The following is a 17,405-nucleotide window of genomic DNA, read 5'->3' on the forward strand; positions in this document are numbered from 1 at the left end:
TGTCCGACCGCCCCTCCGCTACCCTCGGTGAAGCCTACCGGCCGAGCTTCGCCAGGTAGACGTCGTCCAGGCCCTGGCTCAGGAACAGCTCGCCCCCGAACCAGCCGTACCCGGCGTAGCCGCCCGAGAGCAGCACGTCACCCCGCCCATCCAGCCCGAGGTTCGCGCCGAACGACTCCCCCTCGTTGACGAAGGCCTGGCTCCACAGGAAGGCGCCCGCGGCGTCGAACTTCGCCACGTAGACCTTGTAATCGCCCTCGTTCTCCAGGGGGCCGGCGCCGAAGTCCACGTAGCCGACGTAGCTGCCCGTGGTGACGATGTTGCCCGCCGCGTCCGTGGCGACCTGGAGGCCCTTCTGGCCGAGCTCGTCACCGAAGCGCTGGCTCCACAGGTGGCTCCCCGTGCCCGTCAGCTTCGCGAGGAAGATGTCGGTGGGACCCACGCTCGCCAGCGTGGCGCCGCCGAAGCCCACCCTGCCGCCGAAGCCGCCGGTGAGGACGACGTTGCCCGCGCCGTCCGTGCTGACGCTGGTGGCGAACTGATCGCCCGCGTCGCCGAACCGCTTGCTCCACAGGTGCTGACCCGAGCCGCTCAGCTTCGCCACGAAGATGTCCCGCTGCCCCGAGCTCGTCAGCCACGCGCCACCGAAGTTCACGTCCTCCCCGAAGGCGCCCGCCAGCACCACGTTGCCCGAGCCATCCACCGCCACGTCCACCGACATCTGGCCGCTGCCCTCGACGAAGGCCCGGCTCCACACGTGCCGCAGCGCGCCATCGAACTTCACCACGAACAGATCGTACTGCCCGCTGCTCGAGAGCGTGCCACCGCCCAGGTCCACCGAGCCGTTGAAGCGCCCGGCCACCACCACGTTGCCCGCGCCGTCCACCGCCACCTGGGGCTCCTCCACGAAGAGGTGCCCATCGAAGCTCCGGCTGGTCAGGCAGCGGCCCGCCGCGTCCAGCTTCGCCACGAACAGATCGCCATACCCCGTCATCGGCCCACAGCCGAGGTCCAACGTGCCCGCGAAGTTGCCCGCGAGGACGAGGTTGCCCGCCGCGTCGAAGGCGACCGCACGGCCGGGCAGGTACATGCCCATGTCGTCCTCGTTCACGCCGCCAAAGCTCCGGCTCCACACCGCCTTGCCGGACGCGTCGAACCTCACCACGAAGGCCCGGTCGTAATACCCGGCCGACGGCAGCGCGCCGGCCCCGAAGTCCACCGAACCCAGGTAATCACCCACCACCACCGAGCCGCCCGCCCCCTCCACCGCGAAGGCCCGCACCGTCTGCCGCGTGCCGTTGCCGAAGGTGTGGCTCCACAGGTGCTCGCCCGGCGCCGCCTCTCCCGTCCCCGCCGCCAGACCCACCACCAGTGCCGCCACCGCTCCAAGACCCCTTGCCTGCATCTTCATCCCTCTGGATGTCCGAACTCGTTGTCACCGGGGCGCGCCCACACCGGACACACCCCACCCTCGCCACCGCCCCCCCGATTCCTCCCAGAGCGGGCAGGCAGCTAGCACGGAAAAACATGGAAGGGATGTAACATCTGATCTCCGGCGGGCAGGCAGCCAGGGGCCCTTCCCGAGCAGGCCGCCGTAGTCCCCGGATGACATCCGCGCCCCGCACGGTAACCTTGCGACCGAGATGAAACCCGAAGCCCGCGCCGAAATGGTCGCCCATGCCGAACGCGCCCTGCGCCGCGGAGAGCTGAGCGAGGCCTTGAGCCTCTACGAAACGCTCTGTCGGGCCTTCCCCGAGGACTCCTCCCTGGCCCTCAAACTGGCCAACCTGCGCGAGATGCTCCAACCCGAGGAACTCCAGGCGCTCCGGACCAGCGACCCGCCCGCCGAGCCCATCCCCCTGGGCCCCTCCTCCCCCGCCGCCGAGGGAGAGCGGCTCTTCGCCCTGGGAGACTACGTCGGCGCCGCCGCCGCCTACCGCCGTGCCCTCCACGAGCGCCCCGACAACGAGCTCTTCCGCGAGCGGCTCGAGGAGCTGTACCGGCTCGCGCGCTCCCTCCCGGTCCACTCGCCCACGGACCGCAAGCTGCCCCGGCAGGCCGAGCCGCTCCTGCACGCCCTGTTGGACCGGCTCGCCGCGCGACGTCGCATCAAGCGCGACTGACGCGTTGCGCCCCATGGGGTCGGAACCTAGAATCCAACCCCGACGTCGCTGTCATACCCGAGATCCCCACCCTGACACTCGCGCCATCATGTCCTCCTCCGAGGATCCGGCACCCATGACGCTCATCGGCCGCAACATCGGGCGGTACCGAATCCTCGAGGAGCTCGGCTCCGGGGGCATGAGCGTCGTGTACAAGGGGCTCGACACCGCCCTGGACCGGGAGGTGGCGGTGAAGGTGCTGCACCCGCACCTGGCCAACAAGTCCGAGTCGCGCCGGCGGCTCGCGCGCGAGGCCAAGGCGGTGGCGCGGCTGCACCACCCCAACATCCTCGAGGTCTTCGACTTCTCGGCCGAGGGAGCGCAGGACGCCTTCCTCGTCACCGAGTACGTGCGAGGCCGCACCCTCAAGGAGTACGTGGACGAGCTGGGCCGGCTGGAGCCGCCCGAGCTGGCCGCCATGGTGGTGCACGAGATCGCCGCCGCGCTGGCCCACGCGCACGAGGCCGGTGTCATCCACCGCGATCTCAAGCCCGAGAACGTGATGGTCCGCGAGGACGGCGTCCTCAAGCTGATGGACTTCGGGATCGCCAAGCTGCTCGACATCGAGGAGCGGATGACCGTCACCGGTGCGCTGGTGGGCTCGCCGGCGCACATGGCCCCGGAGATCATCGAGGGCCACGAGGCCAGCCCCGAGACCGACATCTTCTCGCTGGGCACCATCCTCTACGGCCTCATCGTCGGCCGGCTGCCCTTCACGGCCTCCAACGCCACCGCCACGCTCAAGCGCATCCTCGACGGCGCCTACGAGGATCCACGCCAGCGGGTGCCCACGCTCTCGGACGAGCTGGCGGACATCTGCGCCACCTGCCTGGCGAGGGAGCCAACCCGGCGCTACGCGAACGCGGGCAAGCTGCGTGACGCGCTGGGCGACTACCTCGCGGGGCTCGGCTTCGCGCGCGTGGGCGAGGAGCTCACGTCCTTCTTCGCGGATCCGGCCTCGTACCAGCGGCTGATGCGCCCGCGGATCATCGCCGCGTTGCTCGAGCGCGGGGAGCGGCTGCTCGCGGACAAGCGCACGCCCCGGGCGCTCGCCTGCCTCAACCAGGTGCTCGCGCTCGATGACTCCAACGCGCGGGCGCTCGCGTTGCTCGGGAGCCTGGAGCGGGAGCGCCGCCTGAAGCAGTGGCGCTCCCGGGGGCTGAAGCTGGGGGCGGGTCTGCTGGTGGCCTCGGTGCTCGGCGTGGGGCTCCACCAGCTCCAGCGGCGTCCCCCGGAGGCTCCGCCTGAATCCCGGCCGGCTCCGGTGGCGGTGAGGTCCCCCCGGCCCTCCGAGCTCCAGGCGCGCGTGAGCCCCCCGGTGAAGACGCCGCCACCCGCGCCGCATCCGGCCCCGCCCACGCCGACGGCTCCCTCGAGGCCTCCACCCGACAAGCGCCCTCCCGCGCATGCCGAACCGGCGCGGACCGAACCCACCCGTCCGGCGAAGGTGCCCATCTCCATCCTGGTGCGCCCCTACGGCTACATCCGGGTGGATGACGGGGTGCGAAGCAGGCAGCCGCTCGCGCAGCACGCGCTGGAGCTGGAGCCCGGCCCCCACACGGTCACCATCACCTGCGACTACTGCGAGGACACCCAGGAGACCATCGAGGTGCAACCCGGAGCGGAGAACGTCTTCCGCCTGCGCGCCCAGCTCAAGAGCTCGCGGCTGTCCTTCATGTTCGAGCCCGCGGACGCGCTGGTGCGCGTGGGGGGCGAGGTCCGCACCGTGCGCGAGACGCAGGAGCGTCCCTTCGAAATCCAGTCGCCGAAGGGACCGTCGACCTTCCAGCACCGGGTGGAGTACGAGGTGAGTCACAACGGGTACCTCACCGAGAAGCGCGTGGCGCTCGTCGAGCCCGGGAAGTCCACCACCCTGCGAGGGGCACTCGTCGCCGAATGAGCCCCCGCCTGCTCCTGCTCCTGCTGGGACTCCTCACCCCCATGACCGTGCTCGCCGACGAGCTGGCGGACGTGGAGGTGAACGCCCTGCGCTCCAGCTACGAGTACGGCCGTTACGCCGAGGTGCTGGAGCGCGCGGGGACCCGCATCGACCGGGGCAGTCTCTCCGACAAGGATCTGGCGGAGCTGCACAAGCTGGCCGGGCTGAGCGCCTTCCACCTCAACCGCATGGACGACGCCGTGCGCCACTTCCGCGCGCTGCTGCGGTTGGAGCCGGATTTCAACCTGGATCCCTTCGCGACGCCGCCGCCCGTGGTGACGTACCTGGACGACATCCGCCTGCAGATGTCGGCGGAGTTGGAGCTGGTGCGCCAGGAGCGGCGGCTGCGCATGGAGCGGGAGCGCACGGCGGCCGAGCGGCGCGAGCGCGAGCGCCTGGCCGCCGAGGAGCAGCGCCGCCGCGTGGAGACGCTGTCCCGGCAGGTGACGGTGCGGGAGGTGGAGTCGCGCAGCTTCCTGGTGAACTTCGTCCCCTTCGGCGCGGGCCAGTTCCAGCAGGGCCGCACCGGCCTGGGCACCCTCTTCGCTGCCTCCGAGGGCGCGCTCGCCGTCACCAGCATCATCTCCTTCTTCGCCTACGACTCCCTCGTCAAGACGAGGAAGGTGACCGTGGACGACATCAACGGCGGCACCCTGGACGTCCCCGTGCGCTACATCCCCACCGGCGACCGGCGGCAGGCCGACAACTGGACGGCGCTCAAGTGGGGCTCGGCCGCGGGCTTCTACATCGTGTACGCGGTGGGCGTGCTCGACTCCCTGCTGCACCACCAGGACCGGGTGGTGCGGACGCACATCGAGACCCTTCCCGCCCCGCCCACGCTCCAGGAGTCCACGCCGGACCCCGCCGCGCCCCGGGCCAGTCTCCACCTCTTCCCCACCTCCGGCGGAGCCGGCGCCGGCTTCTCCCTCGCCTTCTAGGAACGCGTCGACATGGCCAGCCTCACCGTCCGCACCCCCGATGGCAAGGTCCGCACGGTCCCCCTCCACAAGCGCATCACCAGCATCGGCCGCTCGGCCGACAATGATGTGCAGCTGGAGGACCCGTCCGTCCCGGACAGCGCCCTGCACCTGCTCTTCGATGGAACGCGCTACCAGCTCGGCAGCCTGGGCGCGACCTTCCAGGTGAACGGCAAGAAGCGCGACAACCACGTGCTCGCCTCCGCCGATGTCATCCGCGTGGGTGGCACCGAGCTCGTCTTCGCTCGCGAGGACGCCGCGCCGGCCAGGCCGGCGCCAGCGCCCACTCCGGCCGTCTCCATCACCCATGACGCGGATCCGGACTCGCACACCCGCGACATGCCGGGCGTGGTGGGCCGCGAGCTCGTCCTGCTGCGCCGCCTCACCGCCTTCAGCGAGCGGCTGCTGGGCAGCTCCAGCCGGGACGAGCTGCTCGAGAGCCTCCTCGACGAGGCCATCGAGGTGACACGGGCGGACAAGGGCTTCCTCATCCTCTGGGAGAACGGCGAGCTGCGCGTGAAGGTGGCGCGCAACCTGTCCCGGGAGAACATCGAGGACGCCATGGAGCGGGTATCCGACTCCATCATCGAGAAGGTGGTCCGCTCCCGCAAACCGCTCATCCTCAGCGACGCGCTGGACGACCCCGAGTTCAAGTCCAGCAAGTCCGTGGTGAGCCTCAAGCTGCTGTCCGTCATGTGCGTGCCCCTGATGCGCGATGACGAGCTGTTCGGCGTGCTCTACGTGGGCAATGACCGGCTGGTGAACCGGTTCGAGCCCAAGAGCCTGGACATGCTCACCATCTTCGCGGCGCAGGCCCTGCTGCTCATCCAGAACGCGCTGCTGGTGAACGATCTCAAGCTGGACAACACCGAGCTGCGCAAGCGCCTGGACGACACGCGCTACGGGGAGATCGTCGGCACCTGCCAGGGCATGCGCGACGTGTACAAGCGCATCGACAAGATCGCCCCCACGGACATCTCCGTCCTCATCACCGGCGAGACGGGCACGGGCAAGGAGCTCATCGCCCGGGAGCTCCACCGGCACTCGCCTCGGGTGAAGGGGCCCTTCGTCACCATCAACTGCGGGGCCATTCCGGAGAACCTGCTGGAGAGCGAGCTGTTCGGCCACGTGCGCGGCGCCTTCACCGGCGCGGTGAACACCAAGGCGGGCAAGTTCCAGGCGGCCATCGGCGGCACGCTCTTCCTGGACGAGATCGGCGAGATGCCGCTCCAGCTCCAGGTGAAGCTCCTGCGCGCGCTGCAGGAGAAGGTCGTCTACAAGGTGGGCGACCACCGCGGCGAGCCGGTGGACATCCGCGTGGTGGCGGCCACCAACCGCGTGCTCGAGGACGAGGTGCGCAAGGGCGCCTTCCGCGAGGATCTGTACTACCGGCTCAACGTGGTGACGCTGAAGCTGCCGCCCCTGCGCGAGCGCGGCGAGGATCTCTTCGTCCTGGGCAAGTACTTCCTGCAGAAGTACGCCAGGGAGTTCGGCTCGAAGGCGAAGGGCTTCTCGCCCTCGGCCACGGTGGCCATGAAGAAGTACGGCTGGCCGGGCAACATCCGCGAGCTGGAGAACCGCATCAAGAAGGCGGTGGTGCTCGCGGACAAGCCGCTGCTCGGGCCGGACGATCTGGATCTCCGGCCGGAGAGCCTGGAGCCGGTGCTGCCGCTCGCCGAGGCGCGCGAGCGCTGGCAGAAGCAGTACATCCAGGAGGTCTACGAGCGGAACAACCGCAACAAGACCAAGACGGCCAAGGACCTGGGCGTGGATCCGCGCACCATCTTCCGCCACTTCGAGAAGCTGGAGGCGGAGAAGAACGGCGCGCCGCTGCCGCCCGGCGAAGGAGAGGACGAGGAGCTGCTGTAGCCATCCCCCGTGTGCCTGCTCCACGGGCGACCTCGAAATGTCACCCGCCGCCTCACGCGCTTGGCGGTGTCGTGACATGCTGCCCCTAGATTCCCTCGCGCGTAGCGACGGGAGGACTCTTGAGGGTCACGGCGAGCGATTCATCCACCCCCCCACCTGGTGCGAACATCACCCCACGAGCCATGGCGCTCTACGGGGTGGGACTGCTCACCGCCGGAGTGTGCCTGTTCTGGACCTTCCGCACGGTCGACCTGAAGCATGCGTGGGAGGCGGTGGCCCTGCTCGGCCCGTGGCTGCCGCTCACCTTCCTCCCCTTCCTCTTCTCCCTGGGCTTCGACGGCCTGGGCTGGAGCCGCATCCTCTCCGCGCTCGGACGCCGGGTGGAGCCGCTGCGCCTCGCCGCCATCCGCGTCTCCGTCGAGGCCCTGTGCATCAGCCTCCCTGGGGGCGCCCTCTTCGCCGAGACGCTCAAGCCCGTCCTGCTCAAGAACCGCCACCACGTGCCGCTCGACGAGGGCGTGAGCGTCATCGCCGCCCGGAAGTGCTTCATCATCCTGGCCCACGGGCTGTACCTGGGCCTCGGCGCGCTGTTCGGCTGGCGGTTCCTCGCCGACGGCTCCCAGCGCGTGCTCGGCGTCTCCGGGCTCCCGCTGCTCCTGGCCGGCGCCTCCGTGGCCCTGCTCTCCATCGCCCTGGTGTCGAGGTGGCTCATCCGCGGCGGACTGGCCGGCTGGCTCGGGCGCCTGCTGGGGCGCTTCCCCCTCCGTGCCGTCCAGCGCTGGGTGGAGGAGCGCCGGACGGCCTTCGAGCAGGCGGACGGTCACCTCGGACGTGCCCTGGCGCCCCGCCAGCTCGCGCTCCCCGCGCTGCTCTACGTCGGCATGTGGTTGTGCGAGGCCACCGAGACCTTCCTGCTGCTGCGCCTGTTCGGCTTCGACGTGGCCTGGAGCGACGCGCTCGCCATCGAGTCCGTCATGTCCGTGCTCAAGGTGCTCGCCTTCTTCGTCCCCGCCGGGCTCGGCGTGCAGGACGCGGGCTATGCCGCCTTCATCGCCGGCATGTCCGGCTCCCAGGCGCTCCACCTCGCCGCCGCCTTCGCCCTGGTCAAGCGCGCTCGGGAGCTGTTCTTCCTGGGACTCGGCTACGCGTTGCTGATGCTGCGCACCCGCCGGGTTCCGCGCCAGAGCCCCGCGGCGGCCTGAGCCGGGCGGGAGCTGGCGCACTTCACCACGAGGCGTGGTGCGCGTACTCGCCGGCCTTTGTGTCCAGGCTCAGGAACGAGAACCGCCCCTGCGAGCACGTGCCGCTGTTGAGGAAGAGCCGGTTCCCGTGCGGCACCCGCATGCCCAGGTGCGTGTGCCCCGTCACCACGATGTCCGCCGCGCTCTCGTGGGCCCGCCCCAGCGCCCACCGCTGGAAGGTGCACCGCGAGGGATCCTCCGCCGCGCCCCTCATCCGCTGATCCAACGCGTCGAAGGCCCGGAACACCGCGCCCAGGCTCCAGCGCCGCAGCCACGCCCCGGCCCACACCGCCGCCTCCGACAGCCAGCGCGCCCGGCGGATCATCCAGTCGTGGTGGTGGCCGTGCGTGAAGAGCATCCGCACCCCATCCGCCTCCAACATCAGGTGCTCCGGTGCCGCCAGCACCCGCCCGGCGATCAGATCGTGGTTGCCGTGCACGTAGTGGTACTGGGGCAGCTCGAAGCGGCGCACCAGCTCCGGATGCGCCTCGCGCGCCGCCCTCAACTCGGCCGCCTGCCTGCTGGGCATCCGGGACGTCAGCGTTTCGTAGATGTCCCCCAGCAGGACGATCCGCTCGAAGTTTCCCTCGAGGAAGCGCAGGAAGCGCAGGAACGCCGTGTCCTCGTGACCGAAGTGGTCCACCACATCCCGCTGGCCCAGGTGGAGATCCGAAATCACCGCGATGCGCATACCGCCTCCTGTCCTGACATGGACAGTAGAGGCCCCACGTGTCGGCCCGGTGCAGCCGAGGTGGAATCAACGTGACAGGTCTGTCGCGGTTCCCTGCGCTCCGGAGCTATGGCACCCTCGTCAAACCTCTGTTCCGACGATGAAATCCGCTCTCCGCCGACTGGCCAGTGAATTGCTATCGAGCCCCCTCATGAAATGGCTGGGGCTTGGACTCACCGTAGGAGCGCTGGGGGGCTGCCTCATCCCCCAGGACGAGGAATACCTCAGCGAGCTCCCCGTACGGCTCAACCACCCCCTGCGGATCGTGGAGCAACATGCGAAGCCCTCCAATCGCATCATCCGCGGCTTCGGGACACCCGAGCTGTGCGAGCTGGAGTTCTCGGTCCCCGTCGAGGATCTCGACCTGGCGGACACGCTCGTCGCGTACTGGTTCGTGGACTACGACCCCAACCAACCGCGCGGCGCGGACAGCGTGGTCAACATCCTGCCCGACAAGGGCGCCATCGACGCGGTGCGCGACGAGTTCGCCGTGTTCCGCGCGAGATACAACTCGGCCGATATCGGCCGCCTGAACACCCCGGGAGACCACGTGGTCGAGGTGGTCGTCACCGACACCGCCCTGCTCGCGGGACGGGAGCCACAGGGGAAGAGCAGCATCAACCTGGAGGACGGCACCGTCTACGAGGACCGGGGCTACACCGCGAGCTACGCGTGGTTCGTGAAGACCGAGGCAGGAGGAACAGGAGTCAATTGCCAATGAGACAGAGCCCCTCCAGGTTCACCACGTCCGTGCTGCTGGCGGCGCTCGTCACGGGCTGCGCCGGGGGTTACGACAACGACACCTTCATCGGCTGCCGGAGCGACAGCGAGTGCGACGAGGATGAGGTGTGCTTCATCGACGGGTGCGGAAACCCCGGCAAGGACATCGTCGTGGAGGTGGTCCCCAATCCCAAGGCGGGCCAACACGCCCAGGACTTCCGGGTGGACGACCTGCGGAGCCAGCAGAACATCGAACTGCTCGATCCAGCCTCGCTCCAGGGCCAGGTGCTCGTGCAGGGGACCTCCTCCACCAGTGGCTATCCGGCCTCCGTCACCCTGCGCATGACGGGCGAGAGCCTGCTCATCCCCGGCGTGATGCGCTACCACGAGAGCACCTTCGTGCCCCAGAACGGCGGCTACTCGCTGCCGGTGGCCTCGGGGCGCTACAGCGTGACCCTGCTCGCCACCAACTCCGAGCAGCCGCCCCTCACCAGCACCCGTGACGTACAGCCGGGCCGCGCGGTGTCGCTGGACTTCCTCCTGCCCGACACCTCCCGGCTCGTCCGGCTCTCCGGGAAGGTGGTGGACCAGAAGGGGAATCCCATGGACGTCGACATGGAGGTGCAGGCCCTGGACGACCAGCTGCGCCCCCTGTCCCAGCGCGTCCTGGCGACACGCCTCGCGGGGATGTTCACCCTGGCGCTCCCGCCCGCGGCCGCGCTGCGGGACACGGTCATCCTCCAGGTGCTGCCCACCTCCGCGGCGTCCCTGGTGCCGCAGAAGCTGTTCACCGTGAGCCCCCGCCCGGACCTCCAGCAGACGCTGTCGATGGGGGACTACGGCGAGCCGGTGCGATTCCAGGGCCGCGTGCTGGACCGGGCCGGACAGCCCGTCCCGCAGGCCACGGTGTACCTGGCGGGCGGAGTGGGAGGCGGCGGCCAGTACCGCTCCCAGACGGTGCTCACCGACGACAAGGGCGACTTCGAGCTCCTCACCCTCCCGAGCGGCTCCAGCTCCTCGATGACCCTCTCCGTCATCCCGCCGTCGGGCTCGAGCGCCGGCTACACGCAGAGGTACGTCAGCGTGCCCCGCGTCAGCGTGACCCAGACGCCGGACGTGGTGTGCCAGGAGCGGATGAAGGTGCGCGGCTCCCTCCTGAAGCCCAGTGATTCACGGCCGGCCGCCGGCGTGAGGGTGGTGGCCGAGCCGATCGAGGCGCTGCCCGGCTGGCCCCGGCCCGCCGTCAGCGTCGAGGCCCCTCGCCCCACGGATGAAAACGGCAACTTCGAGCTCGCGCTGGATCCGGGCCGGTACCGCTTCGACTTCATCCCCACCGAGGATCTCCCGATCGTCAGCCGCATCGTGCTGGTGCGCCCCGAGGAGGACGCCCTCTCCACCGGGACGCTGGAGCTCACCCCCTTCACCCTCTCCAAGGGCCGCCGCGTCACCGGGCGGATCAGCTTCAACGGCGAGAGGCTGGCGCGCTCGTCCGCGCCCTACGCGTCCATCCGCTTCTTCCGTGTGGTGGAGGTGGAGGGCAAGCCGTCCCCCCTGCTGCTCGCGCAGACGCTGACGGACCAGAACGGCAACTACTCCACCACCCTGCCCGCGCGCTGAGGCGCGCTCGCGGTGTGGCCTCGCTCCCGCCCCTCCCTCCGGAGGCGGCGGGAATATACATTTGTCGCTTGCTTGTATGCAGGGTAGCGAATATTCATGCACCCCCATGCATAAGACGGCGATCGGCATCATTGGCGCGTCCGGGTACTCCGGCATCGAGGCGACCCACATCCTGGCGGCCCACGAGAAGGTGGAGCTGCGGCTGGTGACCAGCGACAGGTGGCAGGGCGAGGCCGTGGGCCGCCGTCTGGGCATCGCGGGAGCCACCGGGCAGCTGCGCTACGCGCCGTTGGACAAGAGCGCCGAGCTGGCCCGCGAGTGCGCGGCCGTCTTCCTGGCCACGCCGGCCGAGTCCTCCCTGCACCTGGTGCCCGGGCTGCTGGAGGCGGGCGTGCGGGTGATCGATCTGTCGGGAGCGTTCCGGCTGCGGGACACGGCCAGCTACCCGGCCTTCTACAACTTCACCCACTCGGCGCCCGGGCTGCTGGAGCAGGCCGCCTATGGCCTGCCGGAGCTCTTCCGCGAGCGGATTCCCAGCGCGCGGCTCGTGGCCAACCCGGGCTGCTACGCCACCGCCTGCGCGCTGTCCGTGGCGCCGCTGCTGCGGGCCGGACTGCTGGACGAGGGCTCGGTCATCTTCGACGCCGCCTCGGGCACCACGGGCGCCGGCCGCAAGGGCTCGGAGGACATGAGCTTCAGCGAGGTGGACGAGGACTTCCGCGCCTACCGCGTGCTGCGCCACCAGCACACGCCGGAGATCGCCCAGACGCTCGCGGGCGTGGCCGGCCGCACCGTGCCCCTCACCTTCACCGCGCACCTGCTGCCGCTCAAGCGCGGCATCCTCGTCACCGCCTACGCGCGCCTTCGCCCGGGTGCCACCGCCGCCGAGGCCCGCGCCGCCCTGGAGCAGGCCTATGGCTCCAGCCCCTTCGTGACGGTGGAGTCCTCGCCGGACGCGGTGAACCTCAAGAGCGTGGTGGGCACCAACCGCTGCTCGGTCGCCCTGGCCGCCGACACCTCCGGCTTCGATCCGGGCCGCGTGGTGGTGACGGCCGCCATCGACAACCTCGTGAAGGGGGCGGCCGGTCAGGCCGTCCAGAACCTCAACCTCATGATGGGTTGGGAGGAGACGCTCGGCCTCTCCACCTTGAGGGCGTTCTCTCCGTGAAGGTTCCGCTCGGCTTCTCGTTCGCCGGCATCCACGCTGGCATCAAGCCCCAACGCAAGGACGTGGCGCTCGTCTACAGCGATACGCCCTGCTCGGCCGCGGGCTGCTTCACGGCCAACAAGGCCCGCGCCGCTCCGGTCCAGGACGCCCAGGACCGCCTGCCCGCCTCGGGCATCCAGGCCGTCGTCGTCAACTCGGGCAACGCCAACGCCCTCACCGGCCCCGCCGGACTGGAAGCCGTGCGCACCGTGCGGGAGGAGATGGGCCGCGTCCTCTCCATTCCCCCGTCCGCCGTGCTCGCCGCCTCCACGGGGGTGATCGGCCACCCGCTGCCCGTGCCCAAGGTGCTGGCCGTGCTCGGACCGCTCAAGGACGCCCTGCGCCCCACGCCCGATGCCGCCGCCGAGGCCATCATGACCACCGACACGCGCCCCAAGCAGGCATGGCGCTCGGTGAGCATCGGCGGCCGGGACGTGACGGTCTCCGCCATCTACAAGGGCTCGGGGATGATGCACCCGTCGCTGGCCACGGTGATCGCCGTCATCACCACGGACTGCGCCATCCAGCCGGGAGCGCTCGCGGTCGCCCTGCGCGAGGCGGTGTCCACCACCTTCAACAGCCTGACGGTGGATGGGGACATGAGCCCCAACGACACCGTCTACGCGCTGGCCAACGGCCGGGCCGGCAACCCGCTCATCACGGATCCGGGGCCGGAGCTGCGCGTGCTCACCACCACGCTGTCGGACCTGTGCCTGGAGATGGCGCGGGAGATCGCCTCCGACGGCGAGGGCGCCACCAAGCTGCTGGAGGTGGAGGTGACGGGTGCGCCCGACACGGCCATCGCCCAGGACCTGGCGCGCGCCGTGGCGGGCTCCACCCTGGTGAAGGCCGCCGTCTTCGGGGCCGATCCCAACTGGGGCCGCGTGCTCGCCACCGTGGGCGCGCGCGCCGGTACCCAGGGCTACGACATCGATCCGTACTCGGCCCACGTGCGCATCCAGGGGACCTCCGTCTACCAGGGCGCGCCGCGTCCGTATGATCCCGTCCTGCTCAAGGCGCGCATGCGCGAGCCCGAGGTCCGCGTGGAGGTGCACCTCAACAGCGGCGAGGGCGCGTCCGTGGCCTGGGGGTGCGATCTCTCGTACGACTACGTGAAGATCAACGCGGACTACACCTCGCTCATCGTGCCGAGGCCGGACGGCGGCGTGGGCAAGGACGATCGGCTGGCCAACTACAGCCCCGCGTTCAAGACGACGCTGCTCGTCGAGGCGCTCTCGTACATCTCCCGCTTCCGAGGCCGGCGCTGTGTCATCCGCTACGGCGGCGCGGCCATGGTGAAGGAGTCCCTCAAGCAGGCCTTCTGCCGAGACATCGAGCTGCTGCGCTCGGCGGGCCTCCAGCCCATCATCGTCCACGGCGGCGGGCCGGAGCTCACCCGCACGCTGGACAAGCTCGGCCTGCGCCAGGAGGGCGCGCTCATCACCGACGACTCCGGTCTCCGGGTGGTGGAAATGGTCATCTCCGGCTCCGTCAACTCGGAGCTCGTCACCCTCCTCAACAACATGGGAGACCGGGCGGTGGGCCTGTCCGGCAAGGACGGAGCGCTGCTGCGGGCCCGGCGGATTCCGGGCGACGACGGCCGCTCCAGGGAGCACGTCGGCGAGGTGACGCGCGTCAACCACGAGTTCCTGGAGATGCTGCTGGCCCAGGGCTACGTGCCGGTCATCTCCCCCATGGGACTGGGCGAGGACGGACAGACGTACGACCTCGGCTCGGACGCGGTGGCCGCGGAGATCGCCAACGCCCTCAAGGCGCACAAGCTCATCTTCCTGCACGACGCGCCGGGCATCCTCCGGGGCGAGGAGTTCTTCAACGAGCTCACGTCCGCGGAGCTGGAGCGTCACCTCGCGGAGGGCGCGTTCAGCGGCAGCATGCGGACGCGCGCGACGATGGCGCTCAAGGCGCTGGGCGGCGGCGTCGAGCGCGTCCACGTCATCGATGGGCGCGTGCCGCACAGCCTCATCGCCGAGCTCTTCACCGACAAGGGCGTCGGGACGCTCGTCACCCGCTGAGACCCGCCCTGAGTGGGAGCACTGAACGTGAGTCCGTATCGAAGCAATGGAGACAAGGCGGCGCGCCAGGAGGCCATCCGCCGCATCATCCGCGCGCACGCGGTGTCCACGCAGGAGGAGCTGGGACAGCTCCTGGCCCGCGAGGGCTTCGACGTCACCCAGGCCACGCTCTCGAGGGACCTGGCCCAGCTCGGCGCCATGCGCGTGTCGCTGCCCGAGGGCGGCACCGTGTACGGGCTGGAGGATGCCCCACCCCCCACGGGAGAGGACCGGCTGCGCGAGCTGGGGGAGATGATCCTCTCGGTGGATGACAACGAGATGTTGGTGGTGGTCCGTACCCGCCCGGGCTCCGCGCCCCTGGTGGCATCGGCCATCGATCACGCCCGGCTTCTGGAGAGCATGGGGACCATCGCCGGAGATGACACCATCTTCGCCGCCCCGGCCCGAGGGAAGTCGGCCCGTACGCTGTCCAGGAAGTTGAAAGCCCTCTTCGGAAAGGAAGAAACCCCGTGACGATTGCCAAGACGGCCGCCTCCGGCGGGCCCGGCCTGCACCCGGAGGTGCTGGCGTTCACGAGCTCGCTGGCGCTCGACAAGGCCCTCTTGAAGGAGGACCTGGTGGGCAGCCTCGCCCACCTCACCATGCTGTCGCGCACCCGCCTCATCCCCTCGGAGGACGCGCGCGCCATCCGCGAGCAGCTCGTGGCCATCTGGAAGGGCTCGCGGGCCGGTACGCTCGTGCTCGCCGACGAGGAGGACGTGCACATGGCCGTGGAGGCGGAGATCACCCGCGTCCTCGGGGAGCGCGCGGGCCTCCTGCACACCGCTCGTTCGCGCAACGACCAGGTCGCGTTGGATCTGCGCCTGCACGTGCGTGAGAAGGTGGCCGAGGCCCTGGGCGAGCTGGCGAAGCTGCTGGAGGGCCTGGCCGCCCGGGCCGAGGCGGAGCGCGGCACCCTGCTGCCCTCGTACACGCACCGTCAGCGGGCGCAGCCCATCTCCCTGGCGTACCTGCTGTGCGGCTACGGGGCCATGTTCACCCGGGACGTGGACGCGCTCGGCTTCGTGCTGGAGCAGGTGGCCGCGCTGCCCCTGGGCGTGGGCGCCATCGGCGGCACGTCGCTGCCCATCGACCGCGAGGTGACGCGCGAGCTGCTGCGCTTCCCGCGCCTGACGATGAACGGGCTGGACACGGTGGGCGATCGCGACTTCGCCATGGACTTCGCCTACGCGGCCATGCGCTCGCTGCTGCACGCCAGCCGGGTGGCCACGGACTTCTACGACTTCGCCTCGCCCGAGTTCGGCTTCGTGAAACTGGACGGGGAGATCGCCTGCGGCTCGAGCATGATGCCGCAGAAGCGCAACCCGGACGTCTTCGAGCTCATCCGCGGCAAGTCCGGACGGGCGGTGGGCAACCTCAACACCCTGGCGGTGCTCGTGAAGGGCCTGCCGGGCGGGTACAGCCGGGATCTGCAGGAGGACCGGCAGGTGCTGCTGGAGACGGGGCCGCTGCTGACGAGCGTGCTGTCCATGCTGCACCTGGCGCTGGGCAAGGTGCACTTCGACCGGGAGCGGTGCTTCGCGGCGGTGGAGTCGGACTACATGCAGGCCACGGACGTGGCCGAGGCACTGGCGATGAAGGGCATCCCCTTCCGCACTGCCTACAAGGCGACAGGAGCGCTGGTGCGGGCATGCCAGGAGCGTGGCCTGCCGCTGGCCAAGGTGACGCTGGAGCTGGCACAGTCAGTGGATCCCCGCTTCGACGCCGAGGTGCTGAAGAGCGCGGATCCGCGACGCGCGGTGGAGCGCAAGGCCAACGCCGGAGGCACCGGACCGGCGTCGGTGGAGAAGCAGATTTCCGAGCTGAAGTCCCACGCGGCCCGGGCCCGGACGATGGCGGATGCCGTCCCCCGGCTCGCGGCCCTCTTCGATTCGTTGCAGGAGGCAGCACTGTGAAGCGCGATTTCCTCACCCTGGCGGACCGCACCGAGGCCGAGTACCGGGCCCTCTTCGACCGGGCGCACGCGCTCAAGGCGAGCCGCAAGCGCAAGGAAGTGGTGACGACGCTGGCCGGGCGGCACCTGGTGCTGGTGTTCGAGAAGTCCTCGACGCGCACGCACCTGTCGTTCGAGGCGGCCATGTACCAGCTGGGCGGCACGGTGACGACGATCACCGCGGGCAGCAGCCAGATCGCGCGCGGCGAGACGATCGAGGACACGGCGCGGGTCATCTCCGGCTACGCGGACTGCATCATGTTCCGCACCTTCGGAGACGAGCGGCTGACGGCGTTCGCCAAGGCGTCGCGGGTGCCGGTGATCAACGGCCTGTCCGAGGGCGGGCACCCCGTGCAGGTGCTGACGGACCTGTTCACGGTGGAGGAGCGGCTGGGGAGCGTGAAGGGCAAGACGGTCGCCTTCGTGGGCGACTGCGCGAGCAACATGGGCCTGTCCTTCGTGGAGGCCACGAAGTACTTCGGGTTCAGCCTGCGGCTGGGGTGCCCCGAGGGCTACCGGCCGGCCGCGTCGGCACTGGCTGACGCCGGGGCGCGCGTGCTCGTGACGGCGGACGCCACCGAGGCGGTGCGCGGGGCGGACGTGGTGGTGACGGACGTGTGGACGAGCATGGGCCAGGAGGCCGAGTCGGCGAAGCGCAAGAAGGACCTGCACGACTACCAGCTCAACGAGGCGCTGCTGGCCAAGGCGAACCCGGGAGCCATCGTGCTGCACTGCCTGCCGGCGCACCGCGGCGAGGAGATCACCGACGGCGTCGTCGACGGCGCGCAGTCGGCGGTCTGGGACGAGGCGGAGAACCGCATGCACGTCCAGAAGGCCCTGCTGGAGCAGCTCATCCTGGGCTGATGTCAATTTCCAGGGATCTGATTAAAACCCGCAATAATTGAAAGACGAGGTGT

Annotated in this window: 14 protein-coding genes; 12 read left to right on the plus strand and 2 right to left on the minus strand. The window is 70.1% G+C overall.

Annotated elements, in window-relative coordinates:
- Positions 1–34 precede the first annotated feature (34 nt).
- Entirely contained in the window at positions 35–1,411 is a 1,377-nt protein-coding gene (locus tag JQX13_RS43310; RefSeq protein ID WP_203405255.1) for a hypothetical protein, read from the minus strand.
- Positions 1,412–1,643: 232 nt separating this feature from the next.
- Between JQX13_RS43310 and JQX13_RS43315 the strand changes: the two genes are divergently transcribed.
- From JQX13_RS43315 to JQX13_RS43335, 5 genes are all read left to right on the plus strand, one after another.
- Positions 1,644–2,123, plus strand: coding sequence for a hypothetical protein (locus JQX13_RS43315; RefSeq protein WP_203405256.1), 480 nt, complete (start codon positions 1,644–1,646; stop codon positions 2,121–2,123).
- A gap of 115 nt (positions 2,124–2,238) precedes the next feature.
- Positions 2,239–4,062 carry a serine/threonine-protein kinase gene (locus JQX13_RS43320; RefSeq protein WP_203405257.1) on the plus strand — a complete coding sequence of 608 codons (1,824 nt, stop codon included), beginning with the start codon at positions 2,239–2,241 and terminating at the stop codon, positions 4,060–4,062.
- A complete protein-coding gene (locus JQX13_RS43325) occupies positions 4,059–5,039 on the plus strand; it encodes a tetratricopeptide repeat protein (RefSeq protein WP_203405258.1) in 981 nt (326 codons plus the stop codon). Before JQX13_RS43320 ends, JQX13_RS43325 begins: the two co-directional genes overlap by 4 nt.
- 12 nt (positions 5,040–5,051) lie before the next feature.
- Positions 5,052–6,947, plus strand: a complete 1,896-nt coding sequence (locus JQX13_RS43330) for a sigma 54-interacting transcriptional regulator (RefSeq protein WP_203405259.1) — start codon at positions 5,052–5,054, stop codon at positions 6,945–6,947.
- Positions 6,948–7,129: 182 nt separating this feature from the next.
- Positions 7,130–8,149: a lysylphosphatidylglycerol synthase transmembrane domain-containing protein gene (locus JQX13_RS43335; RefSeq protein WP_203405260.1), complete on the plus strand. Its 1,020-nt coding sequence runs from the start codon at positions 7,130–7,132 to the stop codon at positions 8,147–8,149.
- A gap of 22 nt (positions 8,150–8,171) precedes the next feature.
- Here the strand turns inward: JQX13_RS43335 and JQX13_RS43340 are convergent, their stop codons facing one another.
- The gene (locus JQX13_RS43340) at positions 8,172–8,879 is read right to left on the minus strand and encodes a metallophosphoesterase family protein (protein ID WP_203405261.1); all 708 of its coding nucleotides are present in this window, start codon (positions 8,877–8,879) and stop codon (positions 8,172–8,174) included.
- A 190-nt stretch (positions 8,880–9,069) separates the two neighbouring features.
- Between JQX13_RS43340 and JQX13_RS43345 the strand changes: the two genes are divergently transcribed.
- From JQX13_RS43345 to argF, 7 genes are all read left to right on the plus strand, one after another.
- On the plus strand, positions 9,070–9,639 hold the full coding sequence (locus JQX13_RS43345) for a hypothetical protein (protein WP_203405262.1): 570 nt from the start codon (positions 9,070–9,072) through the stop codon (positions 9,637–9,639).
- Positions 9,636–11,255: a carboxypeptidase-like regulatory domain-containing protein gene (locus JQX13_RS43350; protein WP_203405263.1), complete on the plus strand. Its 1,620-nt coding sequence runs from the start codon at positions 9,636–9,638 to the stop codon at positions 11,253–11,255. The genes JQX13_RS43345 and JQX13_RS43350 overlap by 4 nt, the downstream gene beginning before the upstream one ends.
- 106 nt (positions 11,256–11,361) lie before the next feature.
- A complete protein-coding gene (gene argC / locus JQX13_RS43355) occupies positions 11,362–12,423 on the plus strand; it encodes an N-acetyl-gamma-glutamyl-phosphate reductase (protein ID WP_203405264.1) in 1,062 nt (353 codons plus the stop codon).
- Positions 12,420–14,495 carry a bifunctional glutamate N-acetyltransferase/amino-acid acetyltransferase ArgJ gene (argJ, locus tag JQX13_RS43360; protein WP_203405265.1) on the plus strand — a complete coding sequence of 692 codons (2,076 nt, stop codon included), beginning with the start codon at positions 12,420–12,422 and terminating at the stop codon, positions 14,493–14,495. Before argC ends, argJ begins: the two co-directional genes overlap by 4 nt.
- Before the next feature lie 27 nt (positions 14,496–14,522).
- Positions 14,523–15,008 carry an arginine repressor gene (gene argR, locus JQX13_RS43365; RefSeq protein WP_203405266.1) on the plus strand — a complete coding sequence of 162 codons (486 nt, stop codon included), beginning with the start codon at positions 14,523–14,525 and terminating at the stop codon, positions 15,006–15,008.
- Complete coding sequence (gene argH, locus JQX13_RS43370; RefSeq protein ID WP_203405267.1) at positions 15,005–16,450, plus strand: argininosuccinate lyase; 1,446 nt, start codon at positions 15,005–15,007, stop codon at positions 16,448–16,450. Before argR ends, argH begins: the two co-directional genes overlap by 4 nt.
- On the plus strand, positions 16,447–17,352 hold the full coding sequence (gene argF, locus JQX13_RS43375; protein ID WP_203405268.1) for an ornithine carbamoyltransferase: 906 nt from the start codon (positions 16,447–16,449) through the stop codon (positions 17,350–17,352). The genes argH and argF overlap by 4 nt, the downstream gene beginning before the upstream one ends.
- Positions 17,353–17,405 lie beyond the last annotated feature (53 nt).

This window comes from Archangium violaceum (assembly GCF_016859125.1).
Lineage (GTDB): Bacteria > Myxococcota > Myxococcia > Myxococcales > Myxococcaceae > Archangium > Archangium violaceum_A.

Bases quoted from the DNA above. Each gene is read 5' to 3' on its own strand.
- JQX13_RS43310 (WP_203405255.1), bottom strand. From the start codon at position 1,411: ATGAAGATGCAGGCAAGGGGTCTTGGAGCGGTGGCGGCACTGGTGGTG.
- JQX13_RS43315 (WP_203405256.1), top strand. From the start codon at position 1,644: ATGAAACCCGAAGCCCGCGCCGAAATGGTCGCCCATGCCGAACGCGCC.
- JQX13_RS43320 (WP_203405257.1), top strand. From the start codon at position 2,239: ATGACGCTCATCGGCCGCAACATCGGGCGGTACCGAATCCTCGAGGAG.
- JQX13_RS43325 (WP_203405258.1), top strand. From the start codon at position 4,059: ATGAGCCCCCGCCTGCTCCTGCTCCTGCTGGGACTCCTCACCCCCATG.
- JQX13_RS43330 (WP_203405259.1), top strand. From the start codon at position 5,052: ATGGCCAGCCTCACCGTCCGCACCCCCGATGGCAAGGTCCGCACGGTC.
- JQX13_RS43335 (WP_203405260.1), top strand. From the start codon at position 7,130: ATGGCGCTCTACGGGGTGGGACTGCTCACCGCCGGAGTGTGCCTGTTC.
- JQX13_RS43340 (WP_203405261.1), bottom strand. From the start codon at position 8,879: ATGCGCATCGCGGTGATTTCGGATCTCCACCTGGGCCAGCGGGATGTG.
- JQX13_RS43345 (WP_203405262.1), top strand. From the start codon at position 9,070: ATGAAATGGCTGGGGCTTGGACTCACCGTAGGAGCGCTGGGGGGCTGC.
- JQX13_RS43350 (WP_203405263.1), top strand. From the start codon at position 9,636: ATGAGACAGAGCCCCTCCAGGTTCACCACGTCCGTGCTGCTGGCGGCG.
- argC (WP_203405264.1), top strand. From the start codon at position 11,362: ATGCATAAGACGGCGATCGGCATCATTGGCGCGTCCGGGTACTCCGGC.